We start from the raw sequence: 21,828 nt of genomic DNA on the forward strand, positions 1-21,828 counted from the left end.
GACCCTGTCGAACTTCACTCTCCGGACCCGTCGCGGTTCTGGATTCCGGGCGCCGCTCCGCGGCCCCGGAATGACGCGTGAGAAACCCATGACCGACCTACGCCCCGTCGATGGAAAAGAGATCGAAGCCGCCCTGCGCCAGCGTGCGGGCGAGAAAATCCTCGTCCTCGACGGAGCGATGGGGACGGTGATCCAGCGCCTCGGCTACGGCGAGGCGGACTTCCGTGGCACGCGTTTCCCGGATCACGGCCATGACCAGAAGGGCAACAACGACCTCCTGATCCTGACCCAGCCCGACGCCATCCGGCAGATTCACCTGGACTACTTCCTGGCCGGCGCCGACGTCTGCGAGACCAACACTTTCTCGGGCACGACGATCGCCCAGGCCGATTACGGCATGGAATCGATCATCCACGAGCTGAACGCGGAAGGCGCGCGCCTCGCCCGCGAGGCCGCGGCCCTGGCCGAAAAGCAGGACGGCCGCCGCCGCTTCGTGGCCGGCGCCATCGGCCCGACGAACCGCACCCTGTCGATCTCGCCCGACGTGAACAATCCCGGCTACCGGGCCGTGACCTTCGATCAGGTCCGCCAGGCCTACGAGGAGCAGGTGCGCGGCCTGATGGATGGCGGCGCCGAGCTCATCCTGATCGAGACCATCTTCGACACGCTGAACGCCAAGGCCGCGGTCGCCGCCGCCTGGGCGGTGTTCGCGGAGCGGGGCATGGTCCTGCCGATCATGATCTCGGGCACGATCACCGATCTGTCCGGCCGCACCCTCTCGGGCCAGACCCCGGAGGCGTTCTGGAATGCGCTCCGCCACGCCAGCCCGCTCACCATCGGGCTGAACTGCGCGCTCGGCGCCAAGGAAATGCGCGGCCACATCTCGGAGCTGTCGCGCATCGCCGACACCCTGGTCTGCGCCTATCCGAATGCCGGCCTGCCCAACGAGTTCGGACTCTACGACGAGAGCCCCGAGGCCATGGGCAAGCTGGTGGGCGAGTTCGCCACCGCCGGCCTCGTCAACATGGTCGGCGGCTGCTGCGGCACCACGCCGGACCACATCCGCGCCATCGCGCAGGCCGTGGAGGGCGTGAAGCCCCGTGCCATCCCCGAGGTGCCCCGCCTGATGCGCCTGTCGGGCCTGGAGCCCTTCACGCTCACGAAGGAGATCCCCTTCGTGAACGTGGGCGAGCGCACCAACGTCACCGGCTCGGCCAAGTTCAGGAAGCTCATCACCACCGGCGATTACGCCGCCGCCCTCGACGTCGCCCGCGACCAGGTCGCGGCGGGCGCCAGCATCATCGACGTGAACATGGACGAGGGCCTGCTCGATTCCGAGAAGGCGATGGTGGAGTTCCTCAACCTCGTCGCCGCCGAGCCCGACATCGCGCGCGTGCCAGTGATGATCGATTCCTCGAAGTTCCACGTCATTGAGGCCGGGCTCAAGTGCGTCCAGGGCAAGGCGATCGTGAACTCGATCTCCATGAAGGAGGGCGTCGAGAAGTTCATCGCCGATGCCCGAGTCTGCCGCTCCTACGGCGCCGCGGTGGTGGTGATGGCCTTCGACGAGCAGGGCCAGGCCGATTCCTACGAGCGCAAGGTCGAGATCTGCAGCAAGGCCTACCGGGTCCTGACGGAGGAGATCGGCTTCCCGCCGGAAGACATCATCTTCGATCCCAACGTGTTCGCGGTGGCCACCGGCATCGAGGAGCATAACGGCTACGGCGTCGCCTTCATCGAGGCCACGAAGACCATTCGCGAGACGCTGCCCCACGCCCACATCTCGGGCGGCATCTCGAATCTCAGCTTCGCCTTCCGGGGCAACGAGCCCGTGCGCGAAGCGATGCACGCGGTGTTCCTCTACCATGCGATCCAGGTCGGCATGGACATGGGCATCGTGAATGCGGGCCAGCTCGCGATCTACGCAGAGCTCCCGGCCGAGCTGCGCGAGCTCTGCGAGGACGTCGTCCTCAACCGCCGCGAGGATTCCACCGACCGCCTGCTGGAGGCGGCCGAGCGCTTCAAGTCCGGCGGCGGCGTCCAGGCCAAGACCGCCGACCTGTCCTGGCGCGAGGCGCCCGTCGAGAAGCGCCTGGAGCATGCGCTGGTCAACGGCATCACCGAATTCGTGGTGGCCGACACCGAGGAGGCGCGCCTGAAGTCCGCGCGCCCGCTCCACGTCATCGAGGGCCCGCTCATGGCGGGCATGAACGTGGTCGGCGACCTGTTCGGTTCCGGGAAAATGTTCCTGCCGCAGGTCGTGAAGTCGGCCCGCGTGATGAAGCAGGCGGTGGCCTATCTCGAGCCCTTCATGGAGGCGGAGAAGCTCGCCAACGGCGGCGACGGCAAGCGCCAGGCCGCCGGCAAGATCCTGATGGCGACCGTGAAGGGCGACGTCCACGACATCGGCAAGAACATCGTCGGCGTCGTGCTCGCCTGCAACAACTACGAGATCATCGACCTCGGCGTGATGGTGCCGGCGGCCAAGATCCTCGACGTCGCCAAGCGCGAGAACGTCGACATCGTCGGCCTGTCCGGCCTCATCACCCCGTCGCTCGACGAGATGGTGCACGTCGCGGCCGAGATGGAGCGCGAGGGCTTCGACGTGCCGCTCCTCATCGGCGGCGCCACCACGAGCCGCGTCCACACGGCGGTGAAGATCCATCCCTCGTACAACCGGGGCCAGACCGTCTACGTGACCGATGCGAGCCGGGCCGTCGGCGTCGTCTCCAGCCTGCTCTCGAAGGAGACGCGGGATTCGACCATCGCCAACATCCGCGCCGAGTACCGCAAGGTCTCGGACGCCCATGCCCGCTCGGAGCTCGACAAGCAGCGCCTGCCGCTGGCGAAGGCCCGCGCCAACCCATTCGAGATCGACTGGACGGGGTACCAGCCGAAGAAGCCGAGCTTCACCGGCGTGCGGGTCTACTCGTCCTACAAGGTCGCCGACCTCGTGCCCTATATCGATTGGACGCCGTTCCTGCAGACCTACGAGTTCAAGGGCCGCTACCCGGCGATCTTCGAGGACCCGAACCAGGGGCCGGCCGCCAAGGCCCTGTTCGACGACGCGCAGGAGATGCTGGCGCAGATCGTCGCCGAGCGCTGGTTCAACCCGAAGGCCATCATCGGCTTCTGGCCGGCCAACAGCGTGGGCGACGACATCGCGCTCTATACCGGCGAGAGCCGGTCCGAGACGCTCGCGACCTTCTTCGGGCTGCGCCAGCAGCTGACGAAGCGCGACGGACGCGCCAATACCTGCCTGTCCGACTTCGTGGCCCCGGCCGAGACCGGCATCGCCGACTATGTCGGCGGCTTCGTCGTCACGGCGGGCCTGGAGGAGGTGCGCATCGCCGAGCGCTTCGAGCGGGCCAACGACGATTACCGCTCGATCCTGGTCAAGGCGCTGGCCGACCGCATCGCCGAGGCGCTCGCCGAGCGCATGCACGAGCGGGTCCGCCGCGAGTTCTGGGGCTACGCCGCCGACGAGACCTTCACGCCGGAGGACCTCGTGCGCGAGGAATATGCCGGCATCCGTCCCGCCCCCGGCTACCCCTCGCAACCCGACCACACCGAGAAGGTCACGCTGTTCGACCTCCTCAAGGCGGAATCGCGCATCGGCGTGAAGCTCACCGAGTCCTACGCCATGTGGCCGGGCTCCTCGGTCTCGGGCCTCTACATCGCCCACCCGGAGGCGCATTACTTCGGCGTCGCCAAGGTCGAGCGCGATCAGGTCGAGGATTACGCGGTCCGCAAGGGCATGGACCTGCGGGAGGTCGAGCGCTGGCTCGGCCCGATCCTGAACTACGACCCGGCCCGCTATCTCGCGGCCGCCGCCGAGTAGGGTGCCGGTGCCGCCGTCTCCCCCCTCCGGCGGGGCGGCGGCACCCGAAACCGCTGGAGTGTGGCCGGGCGAGGCTTGACCGTGGGCGCGGCTGCGCTTCAATGCCGGCCCGGCTCAACCATGGCCCGAGACCAGCGAAGGGCGCCCCGATCGTGTACCGGCTCACCGGCTCCCTCGTCGCCACCGTCGCGCTCGGCCTCATCGCCTCGGGCTGCACGGGCTTCGCCTATATCTCGAAGACCTATGTCAGCGTGACGCCCCAGGTCGTCACCATCGGCTGCAAGGACCCCTACGAGGTCTACGACCAGCGCCGGGTGCGCAAGATGCTGATCGTGTCCAACGCCCTGCGCGAGACCACGGGTTGCGGCATCGACGATGCGCTCGCCGGGGGCGACCCGGCCCTGACCCGGGTCAAGCGCTTCCGCGAGGCGGCGCGCACCTACCTGAACGAGACGGGGCGCGAGGATTGCCGGATCCGCGGCGAGGCCGTGTTCACCGATCTGCAGACCGAGTTCACCTATATCTGTGCCGGGCCGGTCGAGCCCCGCGACACGAAGGTGCAGACCCTGCCGGGCCGCAGCAACCGCGTCGGTCTCTAAGGCTCGCCTGAACCGGAGGCGCGCGGAAACGTCCGCTCCATCGCGTCGCCGGAGGCCGCCAGCAAGGCCCGCGCCAGGGTGCGGGCCTCGTCCCGGTCGAGGGCCAGGATCGCCGTGACCGGCGCCCCGCTCATGCCGGGCAGCCCGATCTCGATCCGGACGCCGTCGGGCGCGGCCGCCACCGCGATGCTCCAGTCCCGTTCTCCGCTCATGGGCTCTCGCACCTCTCCCGTGCCGCCGACTCTCCCGGTCGACGGCGATCCCGCATGACCGGTCCTGCATGACCGATCCGCCGGCGCGAGGCCAGGGGCCGCGGAAGGCGGCCCGCGATTGACGCCGTGCCGCCCCCTGGTGTTTGTGCGCCCCGACCCATCCCGGCCTCCGGGCGTGGCAACCATACAGTGGAGGAAGACCCCATGTCCGAGATCTGGTTCCGGACCGGCGAGGCGACCGTGCTCGCGGCCGAAGGACAGTACACCGACGCGATGCCCGAGGTGCTGATCGGCTCGACCCGCGGTCCGGCGGGCCACGCCTTCGCCGGCATGATGGGCCAGGTCCAGGGCCACACCCGGATGTTCGTGGTGCGCGACCTCAACCAGCTCGTGCGCCCGGCCACGATCATGACGACGAAGGTCACGATTCATACGGCCGAGTATGCCGAATTGCTCGGCGGTGTGGTTCAGGCGGCCACCGGCGACGCCATCATCGACTGCGTGATCGAGGGCGTCCTGCCCAAGGACGGGCTCGACGAGCTCTGCATGATCATCATGATCTGGCTGGACGAGCGCTGCGGATCCGACCCGAACGTCGACCGCAAGGACCTCTACCGGACGAACTACGAGGCGACGAAACTCGCCATCGCCCGCGCCATGAAGGGCGAACCGACGATCGACGAGCTCATCGCCAACCGGAAGACGGTGAAGCACTACGCCCTGGAAGACGTGATCGAGTACTGAGCTTTTCCAGATGGTGCGCGGAGGCTTCGAAACCTCCGCGTTCGCGTCCGCAGCAGGACGATCTTCAGGCGCGGACATGCTCCCAGACCTTGGAGATGACGACCGAGCCCTCGCCCACCGACGACGCCACCCGCTTGACGGAACCGGCGCGGACGTCGCCGACCGCGAAGATCCCGGGCTGCGAGGTGGCGTAGGGCGAGGTCGCGCCGATGGCCTCCCCGGTCAGTACGAAGCCGTGGTGGTCGAGGTCGACGAGGCCCGAGAGCCAGCGGGTGTTGGGGGCGGCCCCCACCATCACGAACACTGCGCAGGTCGGGAGGGTGCGGACGCTTCCGTCGCCCACATTGCGGATCGTCACGGCGTCGAGCCGGTCCGTGCCGTGGAGGGCGCTGATCTCGGCGCCGTACTCGATGGTGATCGCCGGGTCTGCCTCCAGCCGGCTGGACAGGTAGCTGGACATCGAGGTCGCCAGCGAGGGCCCACGCACCAGCAGGCGGACATGCCCGGCCGAGCGGCTGAGGAACATCGCCGCCTGACCCGCCGAGTTACCGCCACCGATGATGACGATCTCGGCGTTCTTGCAGTAGCGGGCCTCGATCTCGGTCGCGGCGTAGTAGACGCCGGCGCCCTCGAAGGATTCGAGGCGATCGATCGGCAGGCGGCGGTACTGGACGCCGGTGGCCACCACGATGGCGTGCCCGCGAACGCGCTGGTCGTTGTCGAAGGTCGCGCAGAAGGTGCCGTCCGCGAGGCGTTCCAGCTTGGCGACCCGGCGCGGCATCGCGAACCGCGTGCCGAACTTCAGCGCCTGCACCTCGCCCCGCCAGACGAGGTCCGCCCCGGAGATGCCGGTCGGAAAGCCCATGTAGTTCTCGATCCGGCTCGACGTGCCGGCCTGCCCGCCGATCGCGATATCCTCGATCACCAGGGCATGCAGGCCTTCCGCGCCGGCATAGACGCCGGCGGCCACGCCGGCCGGGCCGCCACCCACGATGAGCACGTCGAAGGCCTCGTCGTCGATGAGGTCGTGGTTGAGGCCCAGCAGCTGCGCGACCTTGTCGGGGGTCGGGTCCGCCACGACGATCTCACGGCCGAAGATCACGGCCGGCCGGTCGGAGGCGATCGCGCAACTCGTCGCGACGGCTACGGCGTCCGGGCTGCCCAGGGCGTAGGAGCGATAGGGCAGCCGGTTGCGGCTCGCGAATTCCGCGATGCGGCGGACGGCTCGATCGTCGTCCTCGCCGACGAGCACCAGGGTGCCGTCCTGCGAATCGAGCTGGCGCCGCCGCCGCGCGGCCAGGACCGTGATGACGATGTCCGACATCTCGGGGATCTCGGACATCAGCCGCAGCATCGCGAGCCGCGGCACCTCGACCACCCGGGTATCCCGCACCGCCCGCATGGGCATCGACCAGTTGCCGCCGTTCAGGAACGCGATCTCGCCCATGAACTGCGTCGGTCCGAGGGTGGATGGAAGGTGGCGTTCGTCCGTGAACGGGTTGACCACCTCGACCTCGCCGTCCTCGACATAGACGAAGCGGTCGGCCGGTTCGCCGGCACGGGCCAGGAACGTCCCGGCCGGGTAGAGCCGCTCCGTTCCGGCGGTCCGAAGAGCGGTGACGTGAGAGGCGGCGAGGGGAACCCGCTGCATCTCGCGCAGGTCACGGCCAATCGTTTCCATGTGTGGCTTCCGTCGGATCGGGGTCGGTGCAATGCAGCATCGATCACGCCTCCGTGACAGACAAGCTGTGCGAACGCGAAAAATCACCGCCCCGGTCGCTCGTTCACGAGCTTGCCTGCGGGCGCATGACGAATGCCTGCACGGCCTCCTACGATGCCGCGGGTATTGCTGGCCTAACGGCGCCGGATACGGTTCCGCCGCCTCCGGAGGCCGGCAGCGAAGGCTCGCGGAGCTGCGACGCGCATCGCGCGCGCCGCGGATCACCCCGGTGGGATCCGCCCCACCGAGCAGAGCGTCCGGATCGAGCCGCTGCTGTCGGTGTAGCAACTCGCCGACCAGCCGTTCTGCTGGATGAAGGACTTGCGCCGTTCCTTCAGGGCGGTGGCGTGCGCCGTGGCGATGGCGGTCTGGACCGCGCCGGCGCTCTCGCCGACCACGATCTCGGCCGCCAGGGCGAGGTCGGCGAAGTAGGCCGCCGAGGGCGTCGGGTCGGAGGAGGCCGCCTGCACGATGGGTTCGGCCCGGCAGGTCAGGTCGAGCTTCAGGCCGCCGGGTACTCGTAGGTCGATGCTCGGGCCGGTTCGCCGGCCGACCTTTCCGCCCATGGCGCCGGCGATCCGGGCGGCGAGGCCATCGCATTCGTCGGCCCGCGCGCGGCCGGGGCCGAGCAGGCTCGCGCCGAGGAGAAGAGGGAGGAGGGCGCTACGCAGTCGCATGGGCGGGCTCCGGCTGTCCGGTCGGAAGGGGGGGTGTCAGGGGATGAAGACGAGCCGGACCACCGTGCCGCCCGCATTGCTGTAGGCGAGCTGGCCGCCGAGCTGTCCGGCGAGGCCCTGCGCGATGCGGAAGCCGAGGCTGCGGGTGGTGTCCGGATCGAAATCCGCCGGCATGCCGCGCCCGTCATCCGCGATGGTGAGCTGCAGGCGCTCCGCATCGAGCCGTTCGAGCTGGATCGTGATGGTGCCGCGCCGGCCGTCCGGGAAGGCGTGCTTCAGGGCGTTGGTCACCACCTCGACCACCAGCAGCGACAGGGTGGTGAGCTGGGTGAGATCGAAGCGCAGGGGCGGCGTGTCGACGAGGCAGACGATGTTCTGGGCCCCCGTGGCGTCGAGGAGGTCGGTGCAGAGTTCCTTGAGGTACTGCCCGACCGGGCGCTCGATGCTGCTCGGGTCGTAGAGGCGGCGGTGGATGCGCGAGATGGTTTCGAGTCGCACCCGCGCCTCGTCGAGGGCGGTGAGCGCCGCCTTCGGATCGTTGCCGACCTTGCGCTTCTGCAGGGTCAGCAGGGCGGCCACGAACTGCATGTTGTTGGCGACCCGGTGCTGCAGCTCCTGGAACATCGTGCGTTGCTGCTCGTAGAGGCCCGCCGAGATCTGCCGCTCGGCGCGCAGCCGCTCGCCCGCCCGGTGCATGACGTGGATCAGCGCGATGTCGACGGCGACGATGAAGACGTAGAAGCACAGGGCCAGGGCGGTCGGCCCGTCGATGATGAAGGTGCTGGCGGGTGGGATGAAGAAGTACCAGGCGGCGAGCCCGCTGAGGGCGGCGCAGGTGATGCCCGGCCGCAGGCCGAAGAAGAAGGTCGTGAGGATCACGGCCGGGAAGAACGTCAGGTAGGGAAAGCCCGGTGGCAGCACGTCGTCGAGGGCGAAGCGCAGGCCGAGGGCGAGGCTCGACGCGGCCACGGCGGCGCCCTCGCCGAGCCACGGGCGCGCGCGCAGCCGCTCGGTCGCATGGACGACCTGCCAGCCTTTCCACCAGGGTACGTGTGTCGATGATCGCAACAGGGTCGTCGGTCTCGTCAGGGATTGGAACTGCTCTAGTCTGGGCCGGTCCCCGTGACCAGCGGCTCCGGTCCGCGGCCGCGATTCGGCCTCAATGGAAATCGCGGCTGCGGTAAATGCGCCGATCCTCCGGCACGCCGAAATCGGTGGTCTCGGGCGGCAGCCGCAGGCCTCCGGCGCGCAGATCGCGCAGGGCCGCCGAGAGGTCGCGGAACTGCTCGGCCAGCAGGTGCACCACGAGGCCCTGGCGCTGCACCCGGCCGCGCACCGCGAGGAACCGCGCGCCCATGGCGGTCGCGCGGTTGGCCTCGAACACGTCGCGCCAGACGATGACGTTGGCGATGCCGGTCTCGTCCTCCAGGGTCAGGAACACGGTGCCGCGCGCCGTGCCCGGCCGCTGCCGGGTGAGGACGAGGCCCGCCACGGTGACCCGGGCGTTGTTCGCGACGCGGGTCCCGTCGTGGTGGTCGCGGGCGGGGATCGCGCCGATCCGGGCGAGCCGCGTCCGGAAGAACGCCACCGGGTGGCCCTTCAGGGAAAGGCCGGTGGCGGCGTAATCCTCCGCCACGTGCTCGGAGGCCGCCATGGCGGGCAGGGCCACGAAGGGCTCGCCCCGGAACAGTCCGTCATCGGCGTGGAAGGCGAAGAGCGGCATCGGCGCGTCGAGGAGATGCGCCCGCCGGTCGCCATCGGCCCGCAGGGCGGCCTTGCGGGCGGAGCTGCCCTCCAGGGCTCGCACCGCCCACAGGGCGGCCCGCCGGTCGAGGTCGAGGGAGCGGAATGCATCCGCCTCGGCCAGCCGTTCCAGGGCGTTGCGGGGCAGGGCGAGGGCCGCCTGCAGGCCCTCGATGCTGGCGTAGCCGTTGCCCCGCAACGCGACGAGGCGGTGCATCGCGGCCCGCGGCACGCCGCTCACCTGGCGCAGGCCGAGGCGCACGGCGAAGCGGCGCGCGATGCCGGGCGGCGGCGGTTCCGAGGCCGGCTCCAGGGTGCAGTCCCAGGCGCTGGCATTGACGTCGACGCCGCGCACCTCGACCCCGTGGGCGCGGGCGTCGCGCACGAGCTGCGCCGGCTGGTAGAAGCCCATCGGCTGGGAATTCAGGATCGCGGCCAGGAAGACGTCGGGATGCCGGCACTTCATCCAGGCCGAGGCGTAGACCAACAGGGCGAAGCTCGCCGCGTGGCTCTCCGGGAAGCCGTAGGTGGAGAAGCCCTCGATCTGCTTGAAGCAGCGCTCGGTGAAGTCGCGGGGGTAGCCCCGTGCCACCATGCCCTCCACGAACTTGGTGCGGAAGTTCACGATCTGGCCGTTGTGCCGGAAGGTCGCCATCGCCCGGCGCAGGCCGTCGGCCTCGTGCGGCTGGAAGCCGGCCGCGGTGATGGCGATCTGCATGGCGTGCTCCTGGAACAGGGGCACGCCGTAGGTCCGCTTCAGGACGTCCTCGAGTTCGTTCGCCGGACCGTGCGCGGGATGGGGGGAGGGGTAGCTGACGGGCTCCAGCCCCTGGCGCCGGCGCAGGTAGGGGTGGACCATGTCGCCCTGGATCGGCCCCGGCCGGACTATCGCCACCTGCACCACGAGGTCGTAGAATTCCTTCGGTTTCAGGCGCGGCAGCATCGACATCTGCGCCCGGCTCTCGACCTGGAACACGCCGACGGAATCGGCCTCGGCCAGCATCGCGTAGGTGGCTTCGTCCTCGCGCGGCAGGTCGGCCAGGGTCGGGTAGTCGTGCCCGTAGTCCCGTGCCAGGAAATCCACGCCCCGGCGCAGGCAGCTCAGCATGCCGAGCGCCAGCACGTCGACCTTCATCAGGCCGAGCACGTCGATGTCGTCCTTGTCCCACTCGATGAAGGTGCGGTCCGCCATGGCGGCGTTGCCCACCGGCACGGTCTCGTCGAGGCGGCCGCGGGTCAGCACGAAGCCGCCGACATGCTGCGACAGGTGGCGCGGGAAGCCGATCAGCGCGTGGGCGAGTTCCAGCGCCTGCCGGATCGACGGGTTGTCCGGGTCGAGGCCGGCCTGACGGATATGCGCGTCGGGCAGGTCCTTGCCCCAGGAGCCCCAGACCGTGTCGGCCATCACACCGGTGATGTCGGGGGGCAACCCCAGGACCTTGCCGACTTCCCGGATGGCGCTGCGCGGACGGTAGTGGATCACCGTGGCGCAGATCGCGGCGCGGTCGCGGCCGTAGCGGTCGTAGAGGTACTGGATCACCTCCTCGCGGCGCTCGTGCTCGAAATCCACGTCGATGTCGGGGGGCTCGGCCCGGTTCTCCGAGATGAAGCGGGCGAAGAGCAGGCGGATCTCGGTGGGGTCGACCGCCGTGATGCCGAGGCAGTAGCAGACCACGGAATTGGCCGCCGAGCCGCGCCCCTGGCACAGGATGCCCCGCTTGCGCGCGAACTCGACGATGTCGAACAGGGTGAGGAAGTAGCGCGCATAGTCCATCTTCGCGATGAGGCGCAGCTCGTCCTGGATCGTGTTCACGATTTGTTCGGGTATGCCGTCGGGATAGCGCCAGCCTGCGCGCTCCATGACCCGGTGGGTGAGGTAATCCTGCGCCCCGAAGCCGGGGGGGACCGGCTCGTCGGGATACTCGTATTTGAGTTCGTCGAGGGAAAAGTCGCAGGCCTGCGCGATCTCGATCGTGCGGGCGACGGCCTCGGGATGGTCGGCGAACAGGCGCGCCATCTCTTCGGCCGGCCGCAGGTGGCGCTCGGCATTGGCCTCCAGGCGGTAGCCCGCCCCGTTCAGCGTACAGCCCTCGCGGATGCAGGCGACGATGTCCTGAAGGGGGCGCCGGTCGGGGTGGTGGTAGAGCGCGTCCGACACCGCCACCAGGGGCGCGCCGAGGCGCAGCCCCAGTTCGGCGAGGCGCCCGAGGCGGCGGCGCTCGTCGCCCCGCCGCCGGTGGCTCCCCGCCAGGGCGACCCGGCCGGGGGCTTCGGCGGCGAGCTGGCGGACATGGCCGAGGAAGGGATCCTCGTCCCCGAGGCGCTCCGGCGGGACCGCGATCAGCATCTGGCCTTCGCTGGCGGCCAGGAGCTCCGAAAAGTCGAACCGGCATAGGCCCTTCTCGGAGCGGCGGTTGCCGAGGGTGAGGAGCCGGCACAGGCGGCCGTAGGCGGCCCGGTCCATCGGGTAGGCCACGGCCTCGAAGCCCTCGTGCGTGACGAGGCGCACGCCGGGCAGGAAGCGGATGCCGGGCTCGCCGGCCGCGGCCCGCCGCTTCGCCTCGGCATGGCCGCGCACCACCCCCGCCAGGGTGTTCCGGTCGGCGATGCCGATGGCGTGCAGGCCGAGCTCGGCGGCCTGACCCACCATCTCGCCGGGATGCGAGGCCCCACGCAGGAAGGAGAAGTTCGTGGTGACGGCGAGCTCGGCATAGGCGGGCAGCCCGGACATCGACGTCATCTCCCTCCCGGCTCCGCTGCACCCGACTCGGGGCTGAGAACGAATCGTGATCGTTTCGGATCCCGACGTGCCGGTTTCGCGCCGAGGAGTCAAAGTCCCAAAGCGGCTGGCCAAGCTGTTCGGGGTGCGCTAGCCCGGTCCTCCCCAGACAGGATGTCCCATGCTTCGCTGCGCGATCCTCGACGATTACCAGGGTGTCGGCCCCACCATGGCAGATTGGTCTGGCCTGGCGGACCGCCTCACCTTGCGGGACCTGCGCACCACCTTCGCGACGCGGGATGCGCTCGTCGACGCGATCCAGGATTGCGAGATCGTGGTGATGATGCGCGAGCGCACGCCGTTCCCGGCCGAGCTCTTCGCGCGGCTGCCGAAGCTGCGGCTCCTCCTGACCAGCGGGATGCGCAACCTGTCGATCGACCTGGCCGCCGCGAGGGCGCACGGCGTCACGGTCTGCGGCACCGCCAGCCACCCCGAGCCGCCGGTGGAGCTGACCTGGGCGCTGATCCTCGGCCTCGCCCGGCACCTCGTCCCCGAGGTGCAGGCCCTGCGGACGGGCGGCCCCTGGCAGGGCAGCGTCGGCAGCGACCTGGCCGGCCGCCGTCTCGGCCTCCTCGGCCTCGGCAAGACGGGCGCCCGCGTCGCCCGGATCGGTCAGGCCTTCGGGATGGAGGTCGGCGCCTGGAGCCCCAACCTCACGGCCGAGCGGGCCGCGGCCGAGGGCGTCGCCCTCGCGCCCTCCCTGGAGGCGCTGCTGGCGGTGAGCCACGTCGTCTCGATCCACCTCGTCCTCGGCGAGCGCACCCGCGGCCTCGTCGACGACGCGGCGCTGCGCCGGATGCGGCCGGACGCATTCCTGGTCAACACCTCCCGCGCCGCGATCGTGGACGAGGCCGCGCTGCTGGCGGCCCTCACCGAGAACCGGATCGCCGGCGCCGGCCTCGACGTCTTCGAGACCGAGCCGCTGCCGCCGGATTCACCCTGGCGCACCCTGCCCAACTTGCTGGCGACGCCGCATCTGGGCTACGTCACGGAGCGGAACTACCGCACCTACTTCCCCGAGATCGTGGAGGACATCCGCGCGTTCCTCGACGGGGCGCCGATCCGCGTCCTGGGCTGAAAACCGTCCGGAGCGAGCCTCAGGCCCGCCCCTCGACGAAGGCCCGCATCAGCAGGTTGGCGATCGCGAGCGGCGGCGGCGTGGTCAGGCCGGCGGGATGGTGGCCCTCGAGCATCGCCGCGACGGTGTCCCGCGAGAACCATTGCGCGTCGGCGAGCTCCTCAGGGTCGAGGGTGATGGCCGCGTCGAGGCTTTCGGCCACGCAGCCGATCATCAGCGAGGACGGGAACGGCCAGGGCTGCGAGGCGTGGTAGCGCACCGCCCCGATGGTCAGGCCGACCTCCTCGAAGGTCTCGCGCCGCACGGCGTCCTCGACGGTCTCGCCGGGCTCGAGGAAGCCGGCGAGGCAGGAATACATGCTCTCGTGGAAGCGCGGCGAGCGCCCGAGCAGGCAGGAATCGCCCCGGGTGATCAGCATGATCACCACCGGGTCGGTGCGGGGAAAGTGGTGCGTCCCGCAGGCCGTGCATTCGCGGCGGTAGCCGCCGGCCGCGAGGGTGGTCGGGCTTCCGCAATTCGCGCAGAAGCCGTGGCGCGCGTGCCAGCCGAGCAGCGACTTCGCGGTGGCGAGGAGCCCGAGTTCGTGGGGCGCGATCCGGCCCTCGCCGGCGAGGCTGCGCAGGTCGTTGGTGCGGAAGTCCGGGTCGGCCTCGAGAGGCTCGGCCATCTCCGCCGGTACGGCAGCGGCGAAGACCGGGTCGCCCTCGAGGCGCCCGAGATAGAGCGTCAGGCTGCGCGGGCCCGTCCGGGCGGCCGCCTCCGGCGTCAGGAGCGCCGTGTCGCCCGTGAGGACGACGCGGTCGCCGGCCAGGAGGACGATGCGGGCATGGGGCGCGGTGAGGTCGGGGATCGCGGACGCGCTCTTGGCGGAGTGGCGCACGAGGCGGTTGTGGACGTAGCCGAGCCGGCCCTGGAGATCGGCCATGCCTCAGGCCGCCGCGAACAGGGCGCCGATGCGCTCGATCATTTGGGCGCGGGCATGGTGCGGGTAGGGGGTCGCGGTGCCGATGCCCCAGACCGGCTTCGGCCAGGCGGGATCGGAGCGGAAGCGTCCGATCACGTGGACATGGAGCTGGGCCACGACGTTGCCCAAAGCCGCGACGTTGACCTTGTCGGGCTTGGCGAGGGTCAGCATCACGTCCGTCGCGATCCGCATCTCGTCCATCAGCGCCTGTGCATCGGCCGGCGACAGGTCGGTGAGTTCGCTGGCGCCGGCCCGCCGCGGCACGAGGATCAGCCAGGGAAAGCGGGCGTCGTCCATCAGGAGGACGTTGCACAGGGCGAGGTCGCCCACATGCACGGTGTCGGCGGCCAGTTGCGGATCGAGGGTGAAGTCGGTGCTCATCGCGAGGCGATGTAGAGCGGAACCGTGGCCGATGCGAGGGGTGGCCGGCTTCAGATCCCGCTAAACCAGTTGTAGCCCTGGTCCTCCCAATAGCCGCCCGGATAGTCGTTGGTCACGAAGACCGCCGCGATGTGCTTGGGGCTCTTGAAGCCGAGCTTCGTCGGCACCCGGACCCGGAGCGGATAGCCGTATTCGGGCGCGAGGGGCTGGCCGGCGAAGTCGAGAGCCAGGATCGTCTGCGGGTGCAGGGCGCTCGGCATGTCCAGGCTGCCGTAGTAGCGGTCGGCGCACTTGAAGCCGACATACTTGGCGGTGAGATCGGCGCCGCTCCGCTCGAGGAAGGTCCGCAGCGGCACGCCGCTCCACTGCCCGATCTGGCTCCAGCCCTCGATGCAGATGTGGCGGGTGATCTGGCTCTCCTGCGGCAGGGCGCGCAGCTTCGCCAGCGTCCAGGGCGCCTTGTCGTCGACGAGGCCGGAGATCTCGAGCTTCCAGGTCGCCTCGTCGATCTCCGGGATGCTGTCGGGCGGGTAGAAGGCGTTGAAGCGGAAGGGGCTGTCGATCATCGAGGCCGGGTAGGTCGGGGCCAGGGTCGCCGGATCGAACAGCCATTGCTGGACCCGGTCGTTGGCCCGCGACATCGCCCAGAGCATCCGGTCGGCCAGGGTGCCGTTGCTGCCCGTGGAGAGATCGCAGCCGGAGAGCAGGGTCAGGGCGCCCAGCGAGAGGCCGCCGCGCAGCACCATCCGGCGCTCCAGGCGAGCGAGGTCGGGGGCGAGGTCGCGGCGCAGGGCCTTGAGCCGAGCGGCATCGTCGGGGTCGCGCGGCATCAGCGGACGGTCTCCTCGGTGACGCGGGCGCGGCCGGTGATCATCGCCAGCAAGGTGCTCGGCACGATGACCACGAGGGCGAGGTGCAGGAGGATGAAGCCGGCGAGGCCCGCCATGGCACCGAAATGGACGCGCCGCGCCCATTCGTAGCCACCGAACAGATTCGCCAGGGCCTGCCACTGCACGGGCTTCCATAGGGCGCATCCGGAGGCGACGAGCGCCAGGCCGAGCGCGATGGCGACCAGGTAAGCGAGGCGCTGCACCGCGTTGTAGCGGCCGACCCGGTGGCTGAGCCGCAGCGCCAGGGCGGCGCGGGCGTCGCGCCAGACCGCGCCCGGGCTCAGGGGCAGGAAGGCGGTGGCGAAGTGCCGGGCGATGAGTCCGTAGACGAGGTAGGCGAGGCCATTGAGGGCGAAGAGCCACATGGCGGCGAAGTGCCAGGCGAGCGCGCCGCCGAGCCAGCCGCCGAGGGTCGCCCATTTCGGGAAGACGAAGGGAAACAGCGGCGAGGCGTTGTAGATCGCCCAGCCGCTGAACAGCATGCAGAACACCGCGACCGCGTTGATCCAGTGGGTGATCCGCACCACGAGGGGGTGGATGACCACGAGCCGCGACGGGGTTTCGGGGACGATCGTCAACGGGACCTCGGTGTCTCGGCGCGCTTGGTTTCTAGGCGGGACGTCTCGCGGAGGCAGTGACCCCGGCCCCGTCCGCGGCTGCGGACAGGGCCGGGGACGGGATCACATCGACGGGACGGTGCCGTTGCGGCCGACGATCAGCACGACGGCGTTGAGCTTTCCGTCGGCGCCCGCCTGGGTGAAGGCCACGACCTTCTCGCCCGCCACCACGATGCTCTTCTCGCCCGGGTCGACGAGGGTCACCGGCACGTCCTCGGGCACCACCACCTTCTTCTCGCCGCCCTGGTACTTGACCAGCATGGTGCGCCCCTCGGTGCCGGACAGGCTGCCGATGGCGCCGTTGGTCATGGTGGAGTTCGAGCCGAGGTCCCACGGATAGTGGCCGTCGGCGGTGCCGCGCAGGGAGGAGGCGAACACCGTGACCTGCAGGGCCTTCTGGGTGCCGTCGGGCTGCGGGATCGCGGCGGTGCCGATGTAGCTCTCGGACTTGATGTCGGACAGCTTGCCGGTGCTGGCGGCCAGGATCTTGGTGTCGTCCCCGAAGGTCACGGTCTTGCTCTCGCCCATGCGGGGCTTGATCGTCACGGTCGATCCGTCGACGGATTCGATGGTGCCGCGGTAGCGCACCACATCGGCGGCGCGCGCCGGTGCGGCGGCGAGCGCGAGGCCGACGGCGAGGCCGGTGAGCAGCGTCTTCATCATGGCGTCCCTCCTGGGTTGTTCGTGAGCGGGCAACAAGCGCCCGCCCCGCCCGATGCTCCGGGCGTCGTGAAACGGTTCCGTCGGCCCCGAGACTCCGCTCACATCGGCGGAACGGTGCCGTTCTCGCCGACGATCATCCGGTCGGCCACGGCGAGGCCGCCGGCATCCGCCTTGGTGAAGGCGACGACGCGGGCACCCGGCTTGATCTTGCTGGCATCGCCGGGGGCGAGGGCCACGACCGGCACGCCTTCCGGCACGGTGATGGTCTTCTCGCCGCCCTTGTAGGTCACCCGGATCGTCCGGTCGGCGGTGCCCGAGAGCGCGCCCACCGCGCCGTTGGTCATGGTGTTCTCCTTCTCGAGATCCCACGGGTAGTGACCGTCGCCGGTGCCGCGCATGCTCGGCGCGAACACCGCGACCTCGAGGGCCTTCAGGGTGCCGTCCGCCTGCGGCGTGGCGGCGGTGCCGATGTAGCTGTCGGGCTGGATGTCGCTGATCTTGGCGGTGTTGGCAGTGGCGACCCGCACGGCGTCGCCGAGCCTGACCTGCACGGGCGCGCCGAGGCGCGGCTTGATGGTGACGCTGGTGCCGTCCACCGCCTCGATCGTGCCCCGGATGCGGACCACCGGGGAGTCGGCCATCGCCGGCAGGCAGAGGCCGAGGCTGGACAGGGCGAGGACGAGGGTCAGCGACTTCATGCAGATGTTCCTGGCGACCGGTCGTGCCGGCGGCCGGGACGCTGCTCCCGATCCTTCGCGCGCGCAAGTCAATTGCGCGCGATCCGGATGCGTCACTGTGCCGTGCGTTCAGTATGCCGAAGGCTCAACGCGGCCTGAATTCGATGCGCAGGAGGTTCAATGCGCCATGAGCATCGGGATCGCCGCATGGGCGAGGAGGTGGCTGGTCGGTCCGCCGAAGATCATCTGGCGTAGACGACTTTGGGTATAGGCGCCCTTGATCAGCAGGTCGCAGCCGAAGGCTTCGGCCTCCGCGAGATAGACCTCGCCCGGCGTCCGCCGACCGGCCGAATGGGCGCGGAAATCAGCGCTGATTCCCTCGCAGGCCAGGGCGCGGGCCAGCTCCTCGGCGGTGGGACCCGGCACCGTCCCGCCCTCGACGCTGATGACGCGGATCCGCTTCGCCTGCCGCAGGAAGGGCATCGCGAAGGCCACGGCCCGGGCCGTCTCGGTGGAGCCGTTCCAGGCGATCAGGATCGCCTCGCCCAGTGTCGCGGGAGCGATCGGCGGCGCCAGCAGGATCGGCCGCCCGCTCTCGAACAGGGCGGTTTCGAAGGTGGTCATGCGCGGTGCGCCGTCCTCGGCACCGGGCCGGCCCACCACCGTGGCGGCGAACAGGCGCGCGTACTGTCCGAGGAAGCTGTCGCCCGCCGGCACGTCGGGTCGCCAGCGGTAGCGCGGACCGGCCGCGAGGGCCTCGGGGTCGCACGGGCCCTCCGCCGCGAGCGGCACGCCGGCCCGGCTCATGAAGTCGATGAACTGCCGGCCGGCCCGCTCGGCCTCGACCTTGTCGGCCTCCTCGTCGCGGAGCCAGGTCATGCCCCCGACCATGTCGACGGGAACGTACTCGGCCAGGGCCGGCCGCAGGGAGACGCCCTCGATGAGGCTGCCGAACCGGCGGGCGGTGAGGATCGCGGTCTCGAAGACCGAGGGCAGGGCGTCATGGGAGGCGACGGGAACGAGCAGGGTCTTCATGGGGGAGCCTTCCTCGCGGCGGCACGATGGGCTCAGGCTAGTGCGAAACGTGGTTGCGGAAAACAGGACGACCGAGGCCGGTGAGCGTTTTCCCGAAGTGCCTGCGCCGGCCTGCGGGGCGACGCGGTCTGCAGGCTATTTCCCCGATAAGCTTGACCATTTCCAAGATCAGTCCCGATCGCGAAGAGCTCAGAAAAGAGTCGGTTCAAGATGGGAACCCGATCGAACCTTCGTCGTTGCCCCCCCAACCGTGACAGGCAGGCTCCGCACCGGGAGTAAATAGCCTTGTGCCTGACAGGCTGCATTGTCCCGTCAGTTTAGAGGAATCCATGATCAAGAAGACTCTCGCTCTCACCGCCGTGATGACCGCACTCTCCGCGCCCGCCTTCGCGCAGGGCATGGGCGGTGACTTCCGCATGGACGCCATGCAGGCCAACGCCTTCGAGATCCAGTCGAGCCAGATCGCGCTCAACAAGAGCCGCAACCCGCAGGTGCTGCGCTTCGCCCGCGATGCGATCCGTGACCACCGCGCCGCCAACGTCGCCCTGGCCGGCGGCGAGGGCAACTACGCCGCGGTGCGCGGCAACGAGGGTCTCGGCGGCCTGATCACGGCCCCGCTCGCGGTGGCGGGCGGCGCCGTCGGTGCGGCCACGGGCGCCGCCGCCGGTGCCGTGGGCGGAACCCTGAGCGGCGGTCCCATCGGGGGCGTCGAGGGCATCGGTTCGGGTGCGGCTCGCGGTGCGGCGACGGGCAGCCGGGCCCTGAGCGGTGACGTGGACACCACCGCGGGCACCACCATCATCCAGCCGAACCCGCAGCAGCAGGCGATGCTCGCCGAGCTGTCGCAGACGCCGGCCGGCCCGCGCTTCGACCGCCTCTACGGCCGCATGCAGGTCCAGTCGCACGAGACGACGATCGGCATGTTCCGCTCCTACGCCGCCTCGGGTCCGAACCCGGCCCTGCGCGCCCATGCCGAGCAGGCCCTGCCGGTCCTGCAGGCCCATTACCAGATGGCGCAGGGCCTTCCGGGCGCCCGCTGAGTCGCACCTGCGGCACGTCGGGCTGAGCGCCCGGCGTGATGCCTCGATCGGAAAGGACGCCGGCCCCGGGGCTCGGCGTCCTCCTTCGTTTCAGGCCTCGGCGCAGCCGATCATCGCGGCGGGGCTCAGGCTGCGGCCGGCCTGATCGATGGCCGGCTTGAACTCGCCCGTCTCGGGGTCGCGCAGGAGCAGTTCGCCGCGCGCGATGCCGAAATGGGCGCCGTGCAGGGCCAGCTGCCCGCTCTCCACCCGCTTGCGCACGAACGGGAAGGTCATCAGGTTCTCGAGGCTCTGCGCGACCATCGCGTATTCGAGGCGGGTCAGGTAATCGGGGGCCTCCGTGTCGCCGGCCTTGCTGGCGGCGGGCTCGACCAGGGAGACCCACTTGCCGATGAAGTCGCCCTTCGACAGGGGCTTTGCGGGGTTGGCATAGGCCTTGATGCCGCCGCAGGTGGCGTGACCCAGCACCACGATGTGCTTGACCTCCAGCCCCTCCACCGCGAACTCGATCGCCGCCGAGGTGCCGTGATAGTCGCCGCCGGTCTCATGCGGGGGCACGATGTTGGCGACGTTGCGGATCACGAAGAGTTCACCGGGTCCGGTGTCGAAGATGACTTCCGGGGAAACGCGGCTGTCGCAGCAGCTGATCATCAACACCTGGGGGCTCTGGCCCTCGGCCAGCTTGGCGTAGCGCTTGGCCTCGTCGGTGAGGCGTCCGTCGATGAACGAGCGGTAGCCGGCTTTCAGCGCTTCTGGAAACATGGGGGTCCTCCCTCGGGGTGTCATGGATGGCACGCCAGCGAGCGGCGTGCCGGTGGTCAGGATTGCTCTCGCCAGTTTAGGACGACGGGTGTGGGGGGGATCGTCCCGGCGACGATGTCGCGGGCGACCGCGACCAGGCCGCTCGGCTCGATCCGCTCGGAGGTGGCCGCGAGTTCGGCCAGCGTCCACCAGCGGGTGCCGAGGACCGGGTTGTCCTCGGTCTCGGCGAGGCGGCTCGTGTCCACGGTCGCGTCGGGCAGGCGGACGACGAAGTAGCGCTCGCGGGCGTAGCGGGAGGTCCGGAACAGGTGGAAGGGGCCGTCGCAGGACGCGACCTGCGGCCCGATCTCGGCATCCGCCACGCCGATCTCCTCGGAGAGTTCGCGGCGGCAGGCCTCCACATGCGTCTCGCCGGCCTCCAGCCCGCCCCCGGGCATGAACCAGAAGGTGCGGTCCTCCGGCCGGGCCGGATCGATCGGGCGCACCGACTCGTAGGCGATGAGCAGGAGGCGGTGGTCGGGATCGAACACCAGCGCCCGGGCGATGTCGCGAACGGTCAGATCCTGCGTCATGTCCCCCTCACGGCTCCGCTTCGATCTCCGATCTAGCAGGGAATCCGCCTGCGGCCAGGGGGCGACCCGCCGGAGCGGCCGGCATCCAGATCACGATGGGAAGACCTTCTTCGTCCGAACCCGGCGGATCGGGCAGCGGACGGGCACGGCCTTCGGCGAGATCGCGGGCGACCACGAGGGCGGCCAGCGCATCGAGATGGTCGTCCGCGCCGGTCCCCGAGGGGCGCGCCGCGATCAGGCCCTCGGGCAGCCCGGCGCCGGCGAGCAGGGCCCGGCGCTCGGCCAGACCCGCTCGGCGCATGGGACCCTTCTTGCCCGCCGCCAGGGGCCGCCCCCCGTTGAGGCAGCGGAACACGATCTCGGGATGGACCTCGTGGAGGCGCGTGACCAGGTCGGGACGGGTCCGTAGCATCGCGTCGACCGTCCGGATGGCGGGAAGGATATTCCAGCACTGGATCGAGGGCGCGAAGGGCGGCGTGCTGTGCGCCCGCGACAGCGCCTTCGCCTCCTCGTAGGTCGGCGCATAGACCGCCGCGCGGGCCGGCACGGGAAACACGCTCGCGCGCCCGGCGCCCAGGACGGCGCGTGCCGCCCGGTCCGCGCTCCGGCCGCCGCCCGTCACATGCGCCTCCAGGCCGATGGGACAATCGATCCCGACGCGGATCGGCGCCTCGGGGCCGTCGAGGAGATCGACCGGCCTCGCGACCCGCAGGGCGCGGAAGCGGGTCGCGTCGTCGAGGTCGAGGTCGAGGAGTACCCCGGCCCAGGCTCCGCGGCACCCGTCGAGGCCGCCGATCCAGCGCGTCATCGGCCCGGGCCGGACGCCGTCGACGC

The 21,828-nt window shown here is 70.3% G+C and carries 20 protein-coding genes; 5 read left to right on the forward strand and 15 right to left on the reverse strand.

Going from position 1 to position 21,828, the window contains the following annotated elements:
* The first annotated feature begins 88 nt into the window (after positions 1–88).
* The gene (metH, locus tag ASF49_RS00725; RefSeq protein WP_056466204.1) at positions 89–3,841 is read left to right on the forward strand and encodes a methionine synthase; all 3,753 of its coding nucleotides are present in this window, start codon (positions 89–91) and stop codon (positions 3,839–3,841) included.
* 152 nt (positions 3,842–3,993) lie between these two features.
* Positions 3,994–4,440, forward strand: coding sequence for a hypothetical protein (locus ASF49_RS00730; protein ID WP_056466207.1), 447 nt, complete (start codon positions 3,994–3,996; stop codon positions 4,438–4,440).
* Here the strand turns inward: ASF49_RS00730 and ASF49_RS00735 are convergent.
* Positions 4,437–4,652, reverse strand: a complete 216-nt coding sequence (locus tag ASF49_RS00735) for a hypothetical protein (protein ID WP_056466210.1) — start codon at positions 4,650–4,652, stop codon at positions 4,437–4,439. The two genes, ASF49_RS00730 and ASF49_RS00735, sit on opposite strands and share 4 nt — an antisense overlap.
* Before the next feature lie 204 nt (positions 4,653–4,856).
* Here ASF49_RS00735 and fae point away from each other — a divergent pair, with 204 nt between their 5' ends.
* Entirely contained in the window at positions 4,857–5,396 is a 540-nt protein-coding gene (gene fae / locus ASF49_RS00740; protein ID WP_056466213.1) for a formaldehyde-activating enzyme, read from the forward strand.
* Between the two features lie 64 nt (positions 5,397–5,460).
* Here fae and ASF49_RS00745 read toward each other — a convergent pair whose 3' ends face one another.
* The 4 genes from ASF49_RS00745 to ASF49_RS00760 all read right to left on the reverse strand — a co-directional run bounded on the left by ASF49_RS00745 (position 5,461) and on the right by ASF49_RS00760 (position 12,258).
* Positions 5,461–7,077 (reverse strand): FAD-dependent oxidoreductase, encoded by a 1,617-nt coding sequence (locus ASF49_RS00745; protein ID WP_056466215.1) that lies wholly within the window; start codon positions 7,075–7,077, stop codon positions 5,461–5,463.
* Positions 7,078–7,337: 260 nt separating this feature from the next.
* Positions 7,338–7,793: a hypothetical protein gene (locus tag ASF49_RS00750; RefSeq protein ID WP_056466218.1), complete on the reverse strand. Its 456-nt coding sequence runs from the start codon at positions 7,791–7,793 to the stop codon at positions 7,338–7,340.
* Between the two features lie 36 nt (positions 7,794–7,829).
* Positions 7,830–8,861 carry a sensor histidine kinase gene (locus ASF49_RS00755; protein WP_056466221.1) on the reverse strand — a complete coding sequence of 344 codons (1,032 nt, stop codon included), beginning with the start codon at positions 8,859–8,861 and terminating at the stop codon, positions 7,830–7,832.
* A gap of 91 nt (positions 8,862–8,952) precedes the next feature.
* Positions 8,953–12,258 carry an error-prone DNA polymerase gene (locus ASF49_RS00760; RefSeq protein ID WP_431739883.1) on the reverse strand — a complete coding sequence of 1,102 codons (3,306 nt, stop codon included), beginning with the start codon at positions 12,256–12,258 and terminating at the stop codon, positions 8,953–8,955.
* Between the two features lie 178 nt (positions 12,259–12,436).
* On the opposite strand from ASF49_RS00760, the gene ASF49_RS00765 reads away from it, so the two are divergent.
* Positions 12,437–13,393 carry a D-2-hydroxyacid dehydrogenase family protein gene (locus tag ASF49_RS00765; protein WP_056466223.1) on the forward strand — a complete coding sequence of 319 codons (957 nt, stop codon included), beginning with the start codon at positions 12,437–12,439 and terminating at the stop codon, positions 13,391–13,393.
* A 19-nt stretch (positions 13,394–13,412) separates the two neighbouring features.
* Here the strand turns inward: ASF49_RS00765 and nudC are convergent, their stop codons facing one another.
* From nudC to ASF49_RS00800, 7 genes are all read right to left on the reverse strand, one after another.
* A complete protein-coding gene (gene nudC, locus ASF49_RS00770) occupies positions 13,413–14,318 on the reverse strand; it encodes an NAD(+) diphosphatase (RefSeq protein ID WP_056466226.1) in 906 nt (301 codons plus the stop codon).
* A gap of 3 nt (positions 14,319–14,321) precedes the next feature.
* Positions 14,322–14,738 carry an HIT domain-containing protein gene (locus ASF49_RS00775; protein WP_056466228.1) on the reverse strand — a complete coding sequence of 139 codons (417 nt, stop codon included), beginning with the start codon at positions 14,736–14,738 and terminating at the stop codon, positions 14,322–14,324.
* Between the two features lie 50 nt (positions 14,739–14,788).
* Positions 14,789–15,568, reverse strand: a complete 780-nt coding sequence (locus tag ASF49_RS00780; protein ID WP_056466232.1) for a molybdopterin-dependent oxidoreductase — start codon at positions 15,566–15,568, stop codon at positions 14,789–14,791.
* Positions 15,568–16,200: a cytochrome b/b6 domain-containing protein gene (locus tag ASF49_RS00785; protein WP_156652815.1), complete on the reverse strand. Its 633-nt coding sequence runs from the start codon at positions 16,198–16,200 to the stop codon at positions 15,568–15,570. The genes ASF49_RS00780 and ASF49_RS00785 overlap by 1 nt, the downstream gene beginning before the upstream one ends.
* A 108-nt stretch (positions 16,201–16,308) precedes the next feature.
* Complete coding sequence (locus ASF49_RS00790) at positions 16,309–16,908, reverse strand: hypothetical protein (RefSeq protein ID WP_056466238.1); 600 nt, start codon at positions 16,906–16,908, stop codon at positions 16,309–16,311.
* Between the two features lie 98 nt (positions 16,909–17,006).
* Positions 17,007–17,606 (reverse strand): hypothetical protein, encoded by a 600-nt coding sequence (locus ASF49_RS00795; protein ID WP_056466240.1) that lies wholly within the window; start codon positions 17,604–17,606, stop codon positions 17,007–17,009.
* A gap of 156 nt (positions 17,607–17,762) precedes the next feature.
* Positions 17,763–18,620: a universal stress protein gene (locus tag ASF49_RS00800; RefSeq protein ID WP_056466244.1), complete on the reverse strand. Its 858-nt coding sequence runs from the start codon at positions 18,618–18,620 to the stop codon at positions 17,763–17,765.
* Positions 18,621–18,949: 329 nt separating this feature from the next.
* Here ASF49_RS00800 and ASF49_RS00805 point away from each other — a divergent pair, with 329 nt between their 5' ends.
* Positions 18,950–19,660 (forward strand): DUF4142 domain-containing protein, encoded by a 711-nt coding sequence (locus tag ASF49_RS00805; protein WP_056466247.1) that lies wholly within the window; start codon positions 18,950–18,952, stop codon positions 19,658–19,660.
* Positions 19,661–19,750: 90 nt separating this feature from the next.
* Here ASF49_RS00805 and ASF49_RS00810 read toward each other — a convergent pair whose 3' ends face one another.
* From ASF49_RS00810 to ASF49_RS00820, 3 genes are read right to left on the reverse strand one after another with little or no spacing between them, the layout of a single operon-like run.
* Positions 19,751–20,422 carry a carbonic anhydrase gene (locus ASF49_RS00810; RefSeq protein WP_056466250.1) on the reverse strand — a complete coding sequence of 224 codons (672 nt, stop codon included), beginning with the start codon at positions 20,420–20,422 and terminating at the stop codon, positions 19,751–19,753.
* A gap of 56 nt (positions 20,423–20,478) precedes the next feature.
* A complete protein-coding gene (locus ASF49_RS00815) occupies positions 20,479–20,994 on the reverse strand; it encodes an NUDIX hydrolase (protein WP_056466253.1) in 516 nt (171 codons plus the stop codon).
* A gap of 7 nt (positions 20,995–21,001) precedes the next feature.
* Entirely contained in the window at positions 21,002–21,802 is an 801-nt protein-coding gene (locus tag ASF49_RS00820; protein WP_056466256.1) for a DUF429 domain-containing protein, read from the reverse strand.
* Between the last annotated feature and the right edge of the window lie 26 nt (positions 21,803–21,828).

The organism is Methylobacterium sp. Leaf104 (assembly GCF_001422885.1).
In the GTDB taxonomy this organism is placed as follows: domain Bacteria; phylum Pseudomonadota; class Alphaproteobacteria; order Rhizobiales; family Beijerinckiaceae; genus Methylobacterium.